General features: G+C 40.2%; 15 protein-coding genes and 3 tRNA genes. 4 read left to right on the top strand and 14 right to left on the bottom strand.

The features are described from left to right. Positions 1–143 precede the first annotated feature (143 nt). Positions 144–350, top strand: coding sequence for a hypothetical protein (locus BQ7314_RS03955; protein ID WP_174482409.1), 207 nt, complete (start codon positions 144–146; stop codon positions 348–350). A 278-nt stretch (positions 351–628) separates the two neighbouring features. Here BQ7314_RS03955 and BQ7314_RS16065 read toward each other — a convergent pair whose 3' ends face one another. Then, positions 629–766, bottom strand: coding sequence for a transposase (locus BQ7314_RS16065; RefSeq protein ID WP_425356632.1), 138 nt, complete (start codon positions 764–766; stop codon positions 629–631). 257 nt (positions 767–1023) lie between these two features. Here BQ7314_RS16065 and BQ7314_RS03945 point away from each other — a divergent pair, with 257 nt between their 5' ends. After that, a complete protein-coding gene (locus tag BQ7314_RS03945) occupies positions 1024–2370 on the top strand; it encodes an NfeD family protein (protein WP_245394908.1) in 1347 nt (448 codons plus the stop codon). Positions 2371–2426: 56 nt separating this feature from the next. Continuing rightward, positions 2427–3122 (top strand): slipin family protein, encoded by a 696-nt coding sequence (locus BQ7314_RS03940; protein ID WP_280953861.1) that lies wholly within the window; start codon positions 2427–2429, stop codon positions 3120–3122. A gap of 713 nt (positions 3123–3835) precedes the next feature. On the opposite strand, the gene BQ7314_RS03935 is transcribed toward BQ7314_RS03940, so the two are convergent. From BQ7314_RS03935 to BQ7314_RS03910, 6 genes are all read right to left on the bottom strand, one after another. Then, complete coding sequence (locus BQ7314_RS03935; RefSeq protein WP_174482408.1) at positions 3836–4255, bottom strand: OsmC family protein; 420 nt, start codon at positions 4253–4255, stop codon at positions 3836–3838. A gap of 411 nt (positions 4256–4666) precedes the next feature. After that, positions 4667–4742, bottom strand: a tRNA-Glu gene (locus tag BQ7314_RS03930). A gap of 101 nt (positions 4743–4843) precedes the next feature. Then, positions 4844–4919, bottom strand: a tRNA-Glu gene (locus BQ7314_RS03925). 27 nt (positions 4920–4946) lie between these two features. Next, positions 4947–5022 (bottom strand) — tRNA-Ala (locus BQ7314_RS03920). Positions 5023–5063: 41 nt separating this feature from the next. Continuing rightward, a complete protein-coding gene (gene gltX, locus BQ7314_RS03915) occupies positions 5064–6473 on the bottom strand; it encodes a glutamate--tRNA ligase (protein ID WP_174482407.1) in 1410 nt (469 codons plus the stop codon). Positions 6474–6481: 8 nt separating this feature from the next. Beyond that, positions 6482–6940, bottom strand: coding sequence for a tetratricopeptide repeat protein (locus BQ7314_RS03910; protein ID WP_245394907.1), 459 nt, complete (start codon positions 6938–6940; stop codon positions 6482–6484). Positions 6941–7069: 129 nt separating this feature from the next. Here BQ7314_RS03910 and BQ7314_RS03905 point away from each other — a divergent pair, with 129 nt between their 5' ends. Beyond that, positions 7070–8254 (top strand): OmpA family protein, encoded by a 1185-nt coding sequence (locus BQ7314_RS03905; protein WP_174482406.1) that lies wholly within the window; start codon positions 7070–7072, stop codon positions 8252–8254. Positions 8255–8319: 65 nt separating this feature from the next. Here the strand turns inward: BQ7314_RS03905 and BQ7314_RS03900 are convergent, their stop codons facing one another. The 7 genes from BQ7314_RS03900 to BQ7314_RS03870 form a co-directional block, all read right to left on the bottom strand. Continuing rightward, positions 8320–8613, bottom strand: a complete 294-nt coding sequence (locus BQ7314_RS03900) for a hypothetical protein (RefSeq protein WP_174482405.1) — start codon at positions 8611–8613, stop codon at positions 8320–8322. Between the two features lie 38 nt (positions 8614–8651). Then, positions 8652–9935, bottom strand: coding sequence for a serine--tRNA ligase (serS, locus tag BQ7314_RS03895; protein ID WP_174482404.1), 1284 nt, complete (start codon positions 9933–9935; stop codon positions 8652–8654). A 46-nt stretch (positions 9936–9981) separates the two neighbouring features. Then, positions 9982–10284, bottom strand: a complete 303-nt coding sequence (locus BQ7314_RS03890; protein WP_174482403.1) for a DUF190 domain-containing protein — start codon at positions 10282–10284, stop codon at positions 9982–9984. After that, positions 10281–10988, bottom strand: coding sequence for a fluoride efflux transporter CrcB (gene crcB / locus BQ7314_RS03885; RefSeq protein WP_174482402.1), 708 nt, complete (start codon positions 10986–10988; stop codon positions 10281–10283). Before crcB ends, BQ7314_RS03890 begins: the two co-directional genes overlap by 4 nt. A gap of 11 nt (positions 10989–10999) precedes the next feature. Next, a complete protein-coding gene (gene orn, locus BQ7314_RS03880) occupies positions 11000–11545 on the bottom strand; it encodes an oligoribonuclease (RefSeq protein ID WP_174482401.1) in 546 nt (181 codons plus the stop codon). Between the two features lie 205 nt (positions 11546–11750). Continuing rightward, positions 11751–15917, bottom strand: a complete 4167-nt coding sequence (locus BQ7314_RS03875; RefSeq protein WP_174482400.1) for a hypothetical protein — start codon at positions 15915–15917, stop codon at positions 11751–11753. Next, a complete protein-coding gene (locus tag BQ7314_RS03870) occupies positions 15880–18837 on the bottom strand; it encodes a hypothetical protein (RefSeq protein ID WP_174482399.1) in 2958 nt (985 codons plus the stop codon). The genes BQ7314_RS03875 and BQ7314_RS03870 overlap by 38 nt, the downstream gene beginning before the upstream one ends. Positions 18838–19098: the final 261 nt, after the last annotated feature.

Raw genomic sequence — 19098 nt, 5'->3', positions numbered from 1 at the left:
TGCAATGGGATCACTGATAAATATCTTACCCAAAACATTAACGAGACCTAATAATTTAAGCTATAATTAAACAGTTTATTACTCTGTCATTGAATACTCTGAGTGGCAGATGATTTTATTTTGTAGAGCATGGAGATTATATAATGAAGAAAATTATCGCGGGTTTAGCACTGTCATTAATCACTTCCGTTTCATATGCTAAAGCTTTTAGCTGTACTGCTTATATTGATGGCAAAACAACAGGGGAAGTACAAAAAGTTAACGCCAGTAAAGGGGCGGTTGCTGAATCTAAAGCTGCTTCTCGCCTAAAAAAAGCGGGCATTAAATTTGATTATGTTGATTGCAAATAAACATAAGTTAGTCAACTACCTCCGGCAGAGCCGGAGGCTTGTAAAACGTGAACCACTCGAAGCAGGTTAATTTATTTACCACCTATAAAGATGGCGATGCTTTAAAATAAGCATCCAGTTTCGCTTATCTTCCTCTTCTTAGCGCTTAATATACAACTCACGATCTCCTCATCTCTACCCACTATTGAAGCATAATATCCTCTGGCTCAAAATTCTGCCCCATACAATTCTTTCTTCGCTCTACGTCAGTTCGAGCTATAGATATGGCGCTTTTTCCGTTAAGAAACCCCCACAGCCTGTGCTACTGAGTATTTTAGAGGGAGCGAGATTAGAATATGCACATAATCCGACATCAAATACCCTTCTTCAATTTTATATTCTTTCTGACAAGCTAGCCCCTTGAGAGTAGCGCCCAGATACTACCCCGAACCCTTATACAGGTTTTTCTTTCTATATTTGGGTATCCAGACTATATGACACGTACATTCCCATTCAGTATAATTTAAGCTATTTTCTGTATTCATCGTTTGTCTCCTTATCTTTTGAACTTTCGGCGGCTCACAGATAGAGGTTTACTTATTAGTAAATTAATTATGCCTCGCTACTTATTGATTGCTACTTACTTTCTTCAGGAGTAAACTGAAAAAACCTACAAAACAATAGGTAAAGCGTTATGTTTATAGTACAGAGTATGCGGTTTATTTTTCTGGTTTTGTTAACGGTTATAAGCGCGGCTTATGCAGAGGACAAAGTTAAGCCCCCCAACCCATCGTTAGTAATACAACTAGAAATTAACGGTATTATAAGTCCTGCAACAGCAGACTATATAGTCCGCAACCTGAAAAAAGCCATTGACCAACAGGCTATGGCTGTCCTGATTCTCATAGACACGCCTGGAGGACTAGATATTTCCATGCGCCAGATTATTCAACAAATCATTGCCGCCCCTATCCCAGTCATCAGTTATGTATCACCCAGTGGTGCACGGGCCGCGAGCGCGGGAACTTATATACTCTATGCTAGCCATATTGCAGCAATGGCCCCAGCCACTAACCTAGGTGCAGCGACTCCTGTGCAAATGGGAGGTTTCGGAAAACTCGGTAACGATAAAACTAAGGATAAACAAAATAAACCAGTCTCCGACCCTATGACTCATAAAATGGTTAATGATGCCTCTGCTTATATTCGTGGCTTGGCAAAAATGCATGGCAGAAATGCACAATGGGCTGAACAGGCGGTACGCAATGCATCCAGCCTTTCTGCAACTGAGGCTTTAAAACTCAATGTCATTGATCTTGTGGCAACTGATGTAAACAATTTATTTCAACAATTACAGGGTAGAAAAATTAATGTTTCCGGCAAGGAACTGATATTAAATACCGAAAATATTGAATTACAACGCATCAAGCCAGACTGGCGCAGTCAATTTTTAGCGGTCATTACCAATCCAAGCATGGCTTATATTTTATTAATGATAGGGATTTATGGCTTGGTATTAGAGTTCTCCCATCCAGGTAGCGTTGTTCCCGGCACAGTCGGTGGAATTTGCTTTTTATTGGCTTTATATGCCTTGCAGCTATTGCCGGTAAATTATGCAGGTATGGGTCTTATTCTGTTTGGCGTTACCCTGATGATAGTTGAAGCCTTTATGCCGACCTTCGGAATACTTGGCCTTGGAGGTGTCATTGCCTTTGTGATCGGCTCGGTGATTTTAATGGACACAGATATGCCTGGGTTTGGTATAGATTTAGGGCTGATTGCCGGTTTTGCTTTGAGCAGTGCGGTTTTTTTCATTATCGCACTGGGTTTAATTTTAAAAGCAAGGCATAACCCAGTTGTTAGCGGTAAAGAACAAATGCTAGATAGCATCGGAGTCGTACTGGATGATTTTACCGGAAAAGGGATGATTCATATTCATGGTGAAAACTGGCAGGCCATATGTGATCAACCTTTGCATAAAAATGAAAAAGTAATAGTAACCGCAATTGAAGGTCTACTTTTACAAGTTATACCTCATTAAAATAATGGGATTCTTATTATACACTTTTAGTTAAATTAATTTTTCATGAGTACTTAGTGCTATTGCTGATTAGTGCGTTCAGAATTCTTCGAGAATATGAGCGTGGTGTTATTTTTATGCTGGGACGTTTTTACAAAGTAAAAGGGCCTGGGTTCATTCTTGTTATTCCCTTGATTCAGCAAATGGTACGGGTTGATTTACGTACCATTGTGATGGATGTGCCGACACAGGATGTTATTTCTCGAGATAATGTTTCAATTAAAGTTAATGCCGTTGTCTATTTTCGAGTGATAGACCCAGAAAAGGCTATTATACAAGTAGAAAATTTTTATGATGCCACCAGCCAATTGGCACAGACAACCTTACGCTCAGTATTAGGCCAGCATGAATTAGATGAAATGCTGGCAGAACGTGAGCGCCTGAATATTGATATTCAGACCAGTCTGGATGAGCAGACTGATGCTTGGGGAATTAAGGTAGCAAACGTTGAAATCAAACACGTGGATTTAGATGAGCGTATGGTCAAAGCCATTGCCAAACAAGCCGAAGCAGAGAGAACTCGACGCGCTAAAGTCATTCACGCCGAAGGTGAATTACAGGCTGCCGAAAAGCTGATGCAAGCAGCAAAAGTATTAGCGGAGCAGCCGGGGGCAATTCAACTGAGATATATGCAAACCTTAACTGATATTGCGGGTGATAAATCTTCTACTATCGTCTTTCCAATAGATCTATTAAAAGGGTTTAAAGAATAAGAATAAAATAACTTAATGATCATGGGGATAACAACCCCTTATGTCTGAATAGTCGTTTCGCTGTAATGGCCTAATAAAGAAAAACACTTCTAGTGCTTGTAATTGACTTGTTTTCACGGCAAGTGATTAGTAATCATAGTGTGCCTCACTTTGTGTTACTGGCTTTCTCGTACAACAAGCCAAAACCTGAATACAGCGCATCATTCGGCTCGAGGTAGACAATATGTAAGCAAAGAATATTGTAACCACATAGGTATTATAAATATTATGCAAAGTATAAGCCGAAAAGGTACAAACCGGGATAACAAGACCCGACAGATCGATTTTTCGTAGCCTCAAAAGCATGCAATTGAATTACGAACTGTCAGCACAAAAGAAGCGACTATTAATGACATTATTGATGTCTAGTTTTTATAATGGTAAGCGGACACACTCTAAATTGGGCTATAAATAACCCCTAGAATTTGAGCGCAGGTTCCATAAGAAATAGATCAAAGAAAGTGTCCTGCTTTACTTGACCATTTTAGTTTTGTAAAAAACGTTAAGTTGCAGGACCTAGATATCCAAAGGATTGGCCGTTCTTAATTCACTACCGCTCACAAATCGAAATGATCGCACCACTTGTATTTCTTTGCGTAATAAAACACCGTTTATTTTACACCAATTTGAAGAAGGTAAGCTTAAAGCACTGCTAAATTCCATTTAGAAAGCCATTAATCAACAGCTAAAATTTCAAAATCATGCGTAATTTCTACCGCTTTCTGCAGCATCAAAGAAGCAGAACAATATTTCTCAGCTGACAACTTAATCGCACGCTCTACAGTCGCCTCTTTTAAGCCTTTCCCTGTCACGATGAAATGCACATGAATCTTAGTAAATACCTTTGGAATAGAATCCGCGCGTTCAGCGGTAATATCAGCAATACAATCCGTCACATTATTGCGACCTTTCTGCAAAATTTGCATCACATCAATAGAAGTGCAGCCCCCCATGCCCAGCAACAACATTTCCATAGGTCGTACCCCCATATTATTACCGCCTAACTCAGGCGGACCATCCATCACTACTGCATGACCACTTTCAGATTCACCCAAAAACATCATCCCATCAACCCATTTAACACGCACTTGCATCAAAACACCCTTTATCGATAAAAATAAGCTAGATTAGCATACATTGATGTTAAAAACTTTTTTTGCACTGCCTTTCTCTTATTTTTCTATCGCTGTCAGCTCTAGCAGGGCTGATAGTCCGCGGAAACATTGGATTGTGACACTTATTTTACTAAGCCATAAGCTCGCAGGCAAGAGGTAAAAACGACTCTTACCACAGTATTTTCCAAAGGTAATGTAGCTTATATTGATGTCACTATAAATACTTAGGCTACAAAACACCTTATGGAGTTTTTGAAGAGCTAACGGGATAGATATTAAAAATTTATTGGATTATGCACTTATAATTTTAATCTAGGCACTTTAAGTTTTTAACTTTTAGCAGAAACAAAAAAGGGCTATCTAAATAAATAGATAACCCTTTCTTTTGTATGGCGTCCCCAGGGGGGTTCGAACCCCCGTTACCGCCGTGAAAGGGCGGTGTCCTAGGCCTCTAGACGATGGGGACTAAGACTATTAATGTAAATGATATTACTATCACTTTCCAAAGTAACATAAAACAGCTTGTTAACTTCAAGCTGAAAAACTCAATTCCTATGAGTTTTAAATTGGCGTCCCCAGGGGGGTTCGAACCCCCGTTACCGCCGTGAAAGGGCGGTGTCCTAGGCCTCTAGACGATGGGGACCTTGAACTTTTTCAAACTAATTAAACTTGGTGGAGCCAGGCGGGATCGAACCGCCGACCTCAACACTGCCAGTGTTGCGCTCTCCCAATTGAGCTATGGCCCCTTAGTTGAGTCCGATTATTATATACCAATAATTAATCGTGTCTAGCTGTTTTTTTCTTTTATATAATTTATTGCTCGCTCAAGACGCTTTAAAGTCTTTTCTCTGCCTAATAAAGATAAAGTGACATCAATAGAGGGTGACATTCCAGTACCACATACCGCAACACGTAAAGGCTGAGCAACTTTACCTAGTTTAAGCTCTAAAGTTTCAGCTGTTTGTAACACTATTTCATGCAGTGCTTCACCTTGCCATTCGTCAACGCCATTAAATGCATCTAATAAGGCTTGCAAAGGCTCGATAGCAGCTAGCTTAAAGTTTTTCTTAGCTGCTTTTTCATCATATTCAGTAAAATCTTGATAAAAATACAGGCTGGCATCAGACATCTCGACTAATGTTTTACTGCGCTCGCGCTGTGCTTTAACTAAATCTACTAGTGCAGGTCCTTGCGTTGCCACATCTATACCGCGCTGCTGCATATGCCATTCAAGGTGTTTAGCGACTAATTCTGGATCACTATTCATAATATACTGGTGATTAAGCCATAATAATTTTTCAGTATTAAATGTCGAGGCTGCAACATTCACCTGACTTAGATCAAATAGCTCAATCATTTCTTCTCGACTAAATATTTCTTGATCGCCGTGCGACCAACCTAATCGGACTAAATAATTTAATAAAGCTTCAGGTAAATAGCCATCATCACGATATTGCATCACACTCACTGCACCATGCCGCTTGGATAATCTAGCGCCATCATCACCTAAGATCATTGGTAAATGTGCATAATGCGGTAATTCGGCTCCTAGCGCTTTTAAAATATTTATTTGTCTTGGTGTATTATTCACATGATCATCGCCGCGCACAACATGTGTGATCCCCATATCCATATCATCAACGACTACCGTTAGGTTATAAGTTGGCGTTCCATCCGTACGGGCAATAATTAAGTCATCTAGTTCTTTATTGGCAACAATAATTTTACCTTTAACAAGGTCATCAATAACCACCTTACCTTCTTCAGGATTGCGAAAACGAATAACGCGATTTAATTCAGCCTTATCTTCAGGGTTTTCACGACATTTACCGTTATAACGTGGCTTTTCTTTATCTGCCATTTGTTGTTCACGTAAAGCTTCTAACTCTTCTTTAGAACAATAGCAATAATAAGCATCACCTTGATCTAATAGTTGCTGAATAATCTCTTTATAGCGATCGAAGCGCTGCGTTTGATAAAAAGGCCCTTCGTCATAGCCTAAATCTAGCCACGCCATACCCTCTAAAATCGCATCAACTGACTCTTGTGTTGAACGTTCTAAATCAGTATCTTCGATACGCAAAACAAAGCTCCCGTTATTTTTTTTGGCATATAACCAAGAAAATAAAGCCGTACGTGCACCGCCTACGTGCAAATAGCCCGTTGGGCTAGGGGCAAATCGTGTTTTTACACTCATATTTCTATTTATTTCTGTCTTAAAAATCGTTTGGAATATTCTACAGGAATTTGTTTCGAAGCTCTTAGGCGCATACTTTTATAATCAAACGCTATACTGCCCTTTGCCACTTCATTCCTGCCTAAGATAGCCAAAGCCGTCCCATGCTTTTGTTTTGCTGCTTTTTCATACCATTTGGTTGCTTTATTATAATCTTGTTTAACACCTAAACCTCGATCATAGAGCGCTGCCATAAACACCTGAGCTTCCACCATGTTTTGGTCAGCTGCTTTGCGCATCCAGCGCGCTGACTCTTGTGCGTCTTTATCTACACCGTTTCGACCTAGTTGGTACATGGCACCTATTTTAGCTTGCGCCAACGCATCGCCGCTCTCTGCTTGCTGTTTTACATCAGAAAAAACACCTGCAAAATTATTCATACTGATAACTAATAAACTACTAGCTATTATTATTTGTACAATCTTCATTACTCTTCTCCTACCCTAATTAATCTATAAGTCATTATTTCATGCTTAACATACTTTTATTAATGTTACTTTCAAAAAAAAATAAAACTGTTAGAATCGAGACTTATTCTAACGTTTCTAGGAAGATATATGTTTAAGAAAATAATAATCCCTGCTGTATCCATTACAGGTCTAGCTTTATTATCAGGTTGTGCGACGCAACAAGCAACTTCATACCCAAGCTTTACTGCCACTCCCGCCGGGCAAAACAACTCAACGGCAGACTTTAAACAAAAAGTCGATACTTTATTTGTTGTCTTAGATGCATCTTCTTCTACAAATGCAGTTTATGACGGCAATTCTTCTGGTGATACAAAATTTGACGTAGAAAAACAAATTTTACATAATATTAATAAAACCATTCCAAAAAATATTAAACTTTCTTCAGGTTTACGTACTTTTGGTTTTGGCGCTTGTTCAAATGGCCTTGTGCAAGATATTAGCAATTATTCAGTCAACGCACTCCAAGCTAGCCTTGACCAAGCACAGTGTGCTAGTGGTGGCTCGCCAATGGAAAATGCGCTCTCTGCAGCAGCAACTGACCTTGACAAAGCGCCTGGTAATATTGCCCTATTAGTTATCAGTGATGGCCATCACATATCTTCAAGAGCCTTAACTGCAACACAAGCTTTAGAAGATAAATTTGGCGATCGTTTATGTGTCTACTCTGTTTGGGTCGGCAACCAAGGCGATCAAGATGGCAAAGCCCTACTACAAGGCTTATCGGCTATTTCTGGCTGCGGAACTGGCATAACAGCTACGGAATTAAACTCTAGCCCAGCAGTCGCTTCATTTGTTGAAGGTATGTTATTTAATAAAACTGTTCTGACACCTGTCGTTGCAACTATTAACAATGATACTGATGGTGATGGCGTTATTAATAGCAGAGATAAATGCCCCGGTACCTCTAAAGGCGCACGTGTTAATTCACAAGGTTGCTGGTCATTTAATGAGCTTGAGTTTGGCTTTGATAGCACTAAAATTCCCGCCCAATACTCTAATTTATTTGACAATGCAGTACATATATTAAAAGTAAACCCAAGCATGACTGTGCAACTTGAAGGTCATACCGATAGCCGAGGACCTGCAAGCTACAACCAAGCTTTATCTGTACGCAGAGCACAGGCCGTTAAAGATCTTTTAGTTAGCAAAGGTATTGATGCGAACCGTATCACTGTCAAAGGTTTTGGTGAATCAAATCCTATTGCGACCAATGATACAGCTGCTGGACGCGCAGAAAACCGCCGTGTAGGTTTTACTATTACTGGTAGATAAAAACCAATAGCTCCAACAAAAAGCCCCCGTTACTACTAAAAAAGTAACGGGGGCTTTTTTATGCCTTAAATTCCAAGCTTAATACCAATACCCAAGCCATCTGGCGTAAGTTCTCGTTCTTTATTTTCCTTATGCGGTGATTCAAAATGGGCATCTAGCTCCAGATTCAATCTTTCCTCTTTAGGCTCAAAAATCCCCTGAATATCTAATGTATTATCCTTCCTATGCCTCATAATAACAGGCGCATACTTTTCCACTGTCCAATGCAAAGAAAAATCCAAGGCTTTAGCTTCTTTACTCTCTTTTGCATTAACGCCAACCACGAACAAAGCAAGGCTAACCAATAAAACAGCCGACATCTTTATCTTGTATACCCCCTTAAAACATACCCTCTCATTTATTTACCTATATTAATCACCGTTATCCCCCCCATATAAGACTGCAATACCTCGGGAATATTTATATTTCCTTCCGCTGTTTGATTATTTTCCATCACAGCAACTAAAGTACGCCCTGCTGCTAAACCTGAACCATTTAAAGTATGAACTAACTCTGGCTTACCCGTCTCAGGATTACGCCAACGTGCTTTTAAACGGCGCGCTTGAAAGTCTTTAAAGTTACTACAGGAAGAAATTTCTCTAAAGGTATCTTGGCCTGGCAACCAAACTTCTAAGTCGTACGTTTTAGCCGAAGAAAAACCTGTATCACCTGCGCACAATAAAACCTTACGGTACGGTAAATTTAACTTTTGCAAAATAGTCTCTGCATGCGCGGTTAAATCTTCATGTGCTTGTTCAGACTCACTCGCTCTAACCACCTGCACTAATTCAACTTTTTCAAATTGATGCTGACGAATTAAGCCCCGCACATCGCGACCATAAGCTCCCGCTTCACTACGAAAACACGGCGTATGCGCGACCATTCTCATTGGCATATCCGCATTATCAACAATCTCATTGCGCACGATATTAGTCACTGGCACTTCAGCAGTTGGGATTAAATATAAATCTGGATTAGAGCTTACTTTAAATAAATCATCAGCGAACTTAGGTAGTTGCCCTGTTCCGTACAGACTATCTGCATTAACAATATAAGGCACATAAGTTTCTTCATAACCATGTTCAGTCGAATGCGTATCAAGCATAAACTGAACCAATGCTCTTTGCAGACGAGCAATATTACCTTTTAAAGCCACAAATCGAGCGCTAGTAATTTTTGCTGCTACTTCAAAGTCCATACCTTTATGTAATGCGCCCAAATCAACATGATCCCTTACGGCAAAATCAAACTTAGGCGGCTCACCCCAACGGCTTATTTCAATATTATCCTCTTCACTTTTACCTGCCGGCACAGATGCATCAAGAATATTAGGCAATCCCTCCATCATGCCCTGTATTTGTAATTGTACATCAGCCAATTCAATTTCAGCTTGTTTTAATTGCTCACCAAGTCCCTGTACTTGATCAAGTAAAGGTTGCACATCTTCACCTTTAGCTTTCGCTTGACCAATCGCTTTCGAGCGGGAATTACGCTCATTTTGTAATTTTTGTGTTTTAACTTGTATCGCTTTACGTTTATTTTCCAAATCAGTATAAAAATCAGCATTGAAATCAACAGCACGCCTTTTTAATTGTACTTGCACAGATTCAAGCTCTGACCTAAATAGTTGCGGGTCTAACATGTTAATTGTTACCTTTTAGTTTTAATAGTTGGGATTAAAAAATATCTTAAATATGTGCTGTAACGGGCCAGCTGACAATGTGCTTTAGATCTAACTTGTTCTTCAATAGGGTAATAATTTCATCTATCTTTACTGACTCATCATAAAACTCAATAATGACTGGCAGCTCCAATGACAAGGTCAATAGCGATGAGGTATGTAATTCCCCTGCCTCACCAATCCCTTCAATACCTCGAATCACAGTAACTCCAGCCACTTTTTCTTGCTGTAGAATATCTAGCGTTCGTGTCAAATGCTCATGCCCTTCTAGGGTATACACGCGTGCAATGATAATTTGTCTTTGACTCACAATTGTCTCCCGACTAATAAACTACCCCATAAAGAAAATATACAGACTAAGGTATTGATTAAAAAAACACCTAGCATCACATTTAAATGTGTTTTTATCGAAAACCCTCCTTCAATCAGATACAAAATCAAATACAAACCCGATAAGGCAATAAAAACACCGACTAAAACGACAGCAATAGCCACTTTGTACTCTTCAATCATATCAACTTTCTGCATAAGAATAGTTGCAACAAGACCGATCAAAAAAATACCTATCGCATTAACTGCCATCAGAGCGTAAGGCAATGTCCAGCCAACTCCATGCGCAACGCCACCGGAATACATCAGTAAGGTTCTAGCCACTAGCAAACCAATCCAGACAGCAAATAAACATGCACAAATACTGATTAATATATTTAACAACGCCTTAGATATATTGCCTTGTTCAAGCAAATAAATAGTTTCTAATGAGAAAGTAGAAAACGTCGTGAATGCACCTAGAAAACCAATCAAAATAGCCGCTCGATATTCCATGCTAATGGCAATACGCTGTAAAATCAAAGCTTCAGTTAATAGACCGATAAAAAAAGAACCGATAATATTGACTGCCAATGTGCCGTAAGGAAACCCTCGGCCCAACCACTGATAAACACCCGTTGAAACAAGAAAACGTAGAACTGCACCCGCTGCACCACCAAAAGCAACAGCAATTAATGAATTCATACTAAACCCAATTAAATTTTAATAAAATGCTCACGGTAGTGCTTTAATTCTTCAATTGACTCAATAACATCCTGTAATGCCTCATGCGTCTCTTTTTTCTTGAATGACTCTTTTACTTCAGGTGCCCAACGTGCCGCTAACTCTTTAAGCGTGGATACATCTAAATTTCGATAATGAAAAAATTCTTCTAATTTACGCATACGGCGATATAAAAACCGGCGATCTTGACCAATACTATTCCCGCACATAGGCGACGTAGCAGCAGGCACCCATTGCTTTAAAAATTCAATAGTTTGTTGCTCAGCCTGCGCATCATTAACCGGCGAAGCTTTAACGCGTTCAATTAGCCCAGATTTACTATGATGCTCTTGATTCCAATCATCCATAGCTGCCAGCGCTGTATCGCTTTGATGCACAGCCAGTACTGGACCAGTGGCTAACACATTCAAGTATTTATCAGTTACTACTGTTGCTATTTCAATAATTAAATCATTATCGGGGTCCAGGCCCGTCATTTCCAAGTCAATCCAGATAAGATTTTCTGCATTTTGAGTCATTTACTCAGTCCATATTTTAATTTAAAGTTGCGGTAAATTGTAGCATTGGCTAACCTGTATAGCCACTCTAAAGTGTGGGGAAACCCAAGGGGAAGTGGAGGTGGGGCATGCCAACTGGAGTAATACTATTCTAGCAAATCTCCACACTTTTAAGCGCATCTCTCTTGGCCTGAACAATGATAAATGAATCAAAATATGCAGGAGTTTATTTTGACAAATTTAACCAGCCACCTTTTTGACGTTTATTAATTTTTTGTAACTCTAATGCAGCACGCTCGTGACTGACACGTTCGACAATTAAATCTTGGTAAATGACATTCGCTAATTTCCTACGCTTTACTGCATCACCAGCATCAAGAAACGCTTCTAAACTGCTAATAATATAATTCAACCAACTATTACCTGAGACTTGCCCAATATTTTGTTTTTTTAATGCACCTAGTGCATAGTCTAAATTAGCTATAATCAAGGCTAATTCGGCTTGATAGTGTTCGTTTTGCGCAATCATCGACTCTTTAACTGTGGCAACAGTGGAGCGTACAGTTTCCTCAGCAACAATACCGTATTCCTGAAAAGCGGCTAAGGTAGATAGTCCCTTATTAGATTCGGCTACAATGGGGCTCGCTAATTGCTGACAAGCTTTATAGCAAATTTCCCAAGCCTGCCAGCGATATACAAAATCCAACCCCGTCCCTTTAATATTTTGCATACCGATAATACGCGCATAAAACCCTGGCGGCGTTACAGTACCAATGGTCTCAATCACTTGATTTCCAGTGGCATGGTAATCTTCAACCACTACTATTTTTTGGCTAAACCACTGCCACAGCAAAACCTTAAAATCAGACTGCAATTCTTTATGCGTCTTACTAGATAAAGACTGTGCAAAAACTTGATAACTAGCGAGCAATTGTAAATCTGCAGCTAAAAAGCTAACAATGTCTTTATCATTTAAAATTTTTTGTTTAGCTAACTCCAAAGCCAATGCTTCCGGTTGGTTCAGTAATTGAAGAAACATTTGCAAATCAATGTCTGTCGTTTGCCCAGCCAACATATATTGCAAACGCATTTTTACTAAATCTTCGTTATAAGGAATACGAAACCAACGTGCCACCCTTAATAAAATAGCATCTGGCGCTTCTTTATCGTTAAACAAATCAATGCCTGCAATCCATTCCGCCCACGCCTCTTTAATATAGCTTTGCATACCAGCTAGATTATTACCAATCAGAACACAGCGATCAAAACTAATATCTTGCGCTAGAATACTAGCAAATACCCGAGAGCGCGCCACGCGGTCTGCACGGTTATTAACTACCGAAACCACCCACGTATCTGGCTGCTCTTCAATACTTAATTTATCCAAGCCCATGCGCTGCCAGTTACCCAAACAACCAAAACGCTCATTGGCTGACATACCATTAATAAATTCTAAACGCCGACTACGCCACAGCGCGCATGGGTAAGTTTTTAATACGCCAATATCTGCGATCACGCGATCCGCCATTTCCTTTAAAGCGAAATCATACTCCACACCGATTTCTTCAGACATGGCCAGCACTAAAGCAATATTATAAGGATGCTCATCATAAGGAAAGCGCGCTAAAACATCATCGCTCAACAATCCGGCTTGCAACCAATCCACTGAACGAAACTTACTGCCACATTCTTGCGCAGCGTGCTCTAAGATCGGCCGCATTTGCTCTTCAGTGGTTAATATAATTGAATTTTTAGGGATAAATTTAGCCATCACCTGAGGAATATTAATTCCCGCAGGCCCTTGTAGGTCTTCATGATCTGGATAAGTATTGGTAATAGTGGAAATATCATCACGCATCCATTGCCGCTGTAATATCTCAATATAAGATGGTGTTAAGCCCATGCATTCCCATAAAAACACTTCAGTTTTAAACTGATCTGCCAAACACACTAGATTATGTTGCTCCCAAATCGTTGCTTTATCATAAGGACGAAATAAAAACATTTCCCGCAATTCACCAAAGGGGTGCGAATGTATAAACATCGCTTCACAACCTGTGGTTTTGGAAATGATACTGTGCCCTAAAGCATTAATCACCGCTGCTTTAATACGTTCCGTACCCGATTTCCCCCGTGTTCCCCAGCCACCAATCACCAAAGGTAGACGATTTCTTGCAACTTTTATCTTGTGATACAAATAAAGATGTCGGCCCACAAAATAAGTACAGGCGAGCCCTGTATAAACCGCTAATTCATACAGTGAGTTTTCATAAACAGAAATAAAATAATCTTTAAATTCATCCCATAAATGACTGCCTTCTAAAGGTAAAAAGGCTGGGAAAAAACGTAATACAGCTGGGTCTTCTGAGGTTTCTTGCCAATGCTCTGTGTTATGTCCCTGATAAGACACTTGTATACCTAGTTTAGCCAAAGCTTGAAAATAACTGGTTGATGCTTGCTGGTCCTGCTCCTGCCAATTTCTTAAATGCGCATACTCAGAGAAACGGAAGGTAATCAGCCAGCGCGCACGCCAGCGCTTAAACCAAGGTTTCGGCGGCTGAATAAGGGTCAACCCTTCGCTGTGATAAATTCTGGTTTCTTGAACACCAATGCTAAGCGCAGATAACACTTCATCTAGCAACGGTAAATATTCTCGCCAGCCATCCTCGGTGCTGATAAATAAAGGCTCTCCCGGAACTTTGGTTTCAGCTAATTCGGATAAAATTGCAGAAGGAATATGTAGCTGCCCCCAGAACAAACGACCTACAGTATGTGAAAATCCTTGGCGTTTATCAGGCGATGGGTGGCGAAACTCATATAAAAAACGCCAACAGCGAAAACCAAAAGAATGGCCTCGACTGAGAAAATAACCAAAGGCATTTTTCTCAATATCAAAACCAAAGTCTTGCTGTGCAATCAGGGCCAAAACACGCCCTAACTCAGTTTCATCTTTAATGATTAAATGCTTGGGTAAACGCTTACTTTTGCCAGGTGTAATGGTTTTAACGAATTGACTTAAAGCAATAAAACTGGCATGCGTTTTTGTTTGACTAATACATAATAAATATTCGCGTGTTTGTGCGGCCCAACGCCTAACTGATAAAGAATCGGCTTGCTGATGTAGCCGCTCTATAGCTGGCAACAAGGTGTGTAAATAAACATCAATTTTATCTTGCTGCTGATGTTCCAGTAGTTGATCTAAGCCCTGCCTACAAAGCAACAATGCAGTACGTAAAGGGAATTTTTGTTGCTCTTTTGCCAAAAAATCAGCTAGGAGGCTCAGGCCTACACTAAAACAGTCTACGCGCGCTAATAAAGGTAATAAACCTAATAAGGCAGAAGCGCGCACAGGTTCAGATTCATCTGCTAACAAAATTGGGCTATATAATTGAATTAAGTCCAATGATAATTCAGGCAAGATTTCTGGGATCTTCTGTCGTACAGCGGGACTGATATCTTTGCTCGCTAAATCCAATAAAGGAATGAACGCATTATCATGAATAATTTGTTTGCCAATAATTTCCACTGCTTTACGACGTACAAATAAATCATCATTGCTCTTCGCTTGGGTAAAACGCTTATTAAGAATGGTTAACAATTGTTCCGGCTTAGCATGCAACACTAACAATAAAGCCTCACACTGAATCCAAACTGACTGCGTATTTTTTAATGCTGCTTGATAGATAAAGCGTAAACTACCTTCTTTTAAACTACTGTTTTTTAGCTCAGTAGGCAATGCCTGTATAGCCAGCGATAACGCCTTAAAGGCAGAAATGACAACCCGCTCATCACCACGATACTGTAGCAAGGGTTGCAATACGCGCTCTAACTCTAGGCGCTGCCACAGTTTATTAAAACCCACTGCCTCACCATTAGTATGTAATACGAGCGCTGCTAACCTCCCTAGGCAGTCCAAAATAAAGCTCAAATAGCGTTCATTCTCTAAGTGCTGCCGTCTATAGCGATCGCTAACAGCATCATGTCCAAACCAACGCTTAAAGGCTCTTTTATCTTGGCGCAAAGCACGTGATGTAGAGCCTAATTCGCGTGCATACTCTAAGATATAGGCTTGCTTTTCATCTTCATTGACCGCCTTTACATAGCGCTGACTATAAAGGCTATAACGCTCACTTAAGCGAGTTAATTGAGCTTGAGTTTGTGTTGCTTCATGCAATAAAAACTCTACAATACGCTGCGTTTTCTGTCCATCGACTAATTGTCGTTGCTCTGATTCAAGCGTCGGAAGCAAAGGCCAGTCCTTAAAACCAGCTAATATACGCTTAAGTAATGAAGCATTGAGTTGCAACCAAAATGGTGGACGATTATGGCTAATCAGTTGACTAACTTCAGCTAGACTAATTGTAATGTTTTTCGATTTGATTATTCTGTTCATTCGGTATACGTTGTTGCATCAAAGGCAGAAAATCCAATTCACTTGGACTAAAGTCACGATAGCCGCGTCCTTCACCGAAATGAAATATAAATGATAGCCCCGGCAAATGCTCGCTACGTTCAATATCATAGAGATATTTTAGCGTAAGCTCTATTCGATTTTGGTTCACAAACCAATGATTCCAACTTACTTTAAATTTCGCTAAGCTACGAGTACTCGCAAAAATGCGATTATCATCTTGCTGATAAAAGCTGACTCTATATCCAGCATCTACTTGAAAATCATCCAAATACTGTTTCCATTGAGCCTGCAAAGCAATATGATCTGGGCTAAAAAGATTAAAGTCCTCGTTAGATGCAGTAGCTACTTTTGCCTCCCATAAAGTATCTAGCCATGGTCTATGACGTAGAGTTAACGCAGCATTCATGCCATATCTATGGTCTGCTTTATAGGGCGTATAGACATCTTGATCTATTTGTTGCTGGAACTTTATATTTTGAACTCTACTATCATTTTGTAAACTTAAATAACGCGCAAAAAAAGACAATTCAGGTTTAATCGTTGTTTTGGGCATTAAGCGAAAACTTTTACCCAACACCAAACTAAGCTGACCTAGCCACTCCGTGCCCTCCTCTAAAGCTTGCACAAATATATGCGCTTTAAATTTAGTATTGACTGGCCATGCTTTGGGTTGCCAATCAAAGGCTCCCTTCAGGCCAAAAGTTGGGCCTCCTCGCTCTCTATATCGAGCAAGACCTTGCGAAAACCAATAACCTTGTAAGGATTTATCAAAATAACGATGCTCCACTCTAAACTGAACAAACTGTTCAGGCGCGATCAACCTGCTGTCCTCTTGAACATTATTTCGCCTTTGAAAATCTAACCCAGTGCTCCAAGTGCCATCTTCTTGTGCACCTAATTTATATTCATCAACTAAGGTAATGCTTGCCAATGCTCGAGTCAATTCAGGACTCAGCTTACTTTCAGGCACGGAAACAAGGTCACGCTCGACTATTCGGTTAGTTATTTTTTTGCTGCCTGTCGTCAGTATGCGCTGCTTCACTCGCAATAGACTTTCTTGTTGGCCCTGTGTGGGTGCAAAACTTACTGTTTGCCAGCCAACTTCAGTGATCGCTTGATAAGAGTTATAACTTGCACCTTGCCGCCATTCGTCTATGCGTAACATCGTAGGACTTCGTACATAAACCTGCAATGGTTGTTGCACCGTACTCAAAAAATAAGCGCGCTCTTGCTGTAGTGACAAATCATGAGCATGATCATTAAAGCGCAAGGCGACAAATTGATTACCTATAGATTCAGCAATATAGAGCCTAATCTGATGATCTCCCACAGGAATTTTAAGTGTTAGCTGTTTACCATTATTATTCCGAGATAAATGCACCTTATGCAATTCTCCATCATCAACTTGATAGATAAGGTCGGCATCTTGCTCCGGTAAAAAAGGTACGTCTAATAAACGTACACTGGTATGCAAGCTAATTGGCGCAGTGTTGTACATAGAAAACACCAATACTTTATCAGAGAATAATATATGTTCATCAGGCTGCACCGGCTCCAATAAATTTTTCCGCGCTTCTAAAGCCGTACTCTCAGGCGCCCAACCTTTTATCGGTACAAACTGTACACCAGCAGGGTTAATGATATTACCTAATTTCTGCCATTGCGTATGGCGCGACAGACGTTGCCACAGCGTACCAATCTTGGGATCATTTGGATATTGCAAAGTTAACTGTTCTGCCGCGACAAGAATTTCTTTATTTGTAAGTAAATCTGGCAATGATTCAATCTGCCATACATAACTTATCATTGCTAATTGTGCCTGCTGCAAACTGTTAGGCACTAAGTTAAGAGTAATCGAATCAAAAGGGACAGCTTGTGCACTGGATAACGTTAATGGTAATTGTTCTGGCTGTAGAATCGAGAATGACTCCGGTTGTATAATTTTCTTTGGACTACTACTCACCGCAGTCGACACGATGGTTTGAGATTTAACCAAAATGGTATCGTCTGGTCGCTGAGCTGAATTTAACGGGTCATGTAAAGCATTAAAAATATCTAACGTTAATTCAGGTAATACCATTATTGGAAAGGCTGGTTTTTGCTGTTTAACTTGAATAGATAGAGGGGCTTGCCGTGAAAATAATTCTATATTATGTACGCCTTCACCAACTTGATACTCTAGCGTTAACTTGCGGCCTAATTGATAGCTCGATTCACCAATTAAATTTAACCCTTGCACTGGCGTATTATTTGTAAAAGGCGTAACCAGATATTGTTGTTCATCGTTGATTTCAATCCAGCCATCTAGTACCAAATCATTATGACTTGCAGGATGCAAGACTCTAAAGTGTAACTGTAGTTTGGTAGGGCCAACAATGCTTAACCGTACAGGCTGCTCAGCCGTTGCTCTAAAAGCCGTACCATAAAGGTCGCGTTCTATACTGTAATACGTATCACTGCCAGCATATTCCTGCACAATGGATGCGACATCACGCCAAATTTTCTCACCTGGGTATTCCTGTTGCCACTTTGACCAAGCTTGATAACGCGGTAAAAGATCGTTCAACTCATTACTTTCAGTCACACTGGATAATAATGCACTTAACGCTAAACCTTGCTGTAAATAGTCTTGCCATAACTTATTATTATCCGTATTCCATGCCTTTAAAGCCCCCTGAAAATCCCTATGATATTGATAACGCAAGCCTTGCCAAAAAGCTTGCTGTTCAGGCGCTAATTGATCAAGAAAATAATCAAATGTTTCCCACCACTGCAATTGGTAGGCAAGCTGCATTAATTCAGCTACTGGCACTTCTGAAAGAAAATTAAAACCCAATAATAAAGCAGAGTGATATTGCTGGTTAGCAACACAGGCGCGCCATCCTACCTCATGAAACACTTGGGACTCCTGTCGCCAAATATTCATTCACATACGGAGCGAATTGGATAAGCCCCAGTACGCCCTGCGTCCGCTTCAACTTCGCACAAAAGCCGCTACGTTAAAGCTACCTCAAATGGCTTGACGGCTGTCGGGATTAAATTCTAGCCTCCCTCGCGCACTGCTACCGCAGTGCACTTCGGATTGGCGAATTTCCCTGTCGCCTACTGCGGACTAAAAATCATCACTTCGCTATCGCTCCGTTTCCCTGATTTTCAGCGA

Source organism: methanotrophic endosymbiont of Bathymodiolus puteoserpentis (Logatchev), from assembly GCF_900128525.1.
Lineage (GTDB): Bacteria > Pseudomonadota > Gammaproteobacteria > Methylococcales > Methylomonadaceae > Methyloprofundus.
The sequence above is the reverse complement of the archived record's forward strand: the minus strand, read 5'-3'. Positions and strand labels throughout refer to the sequence as shown.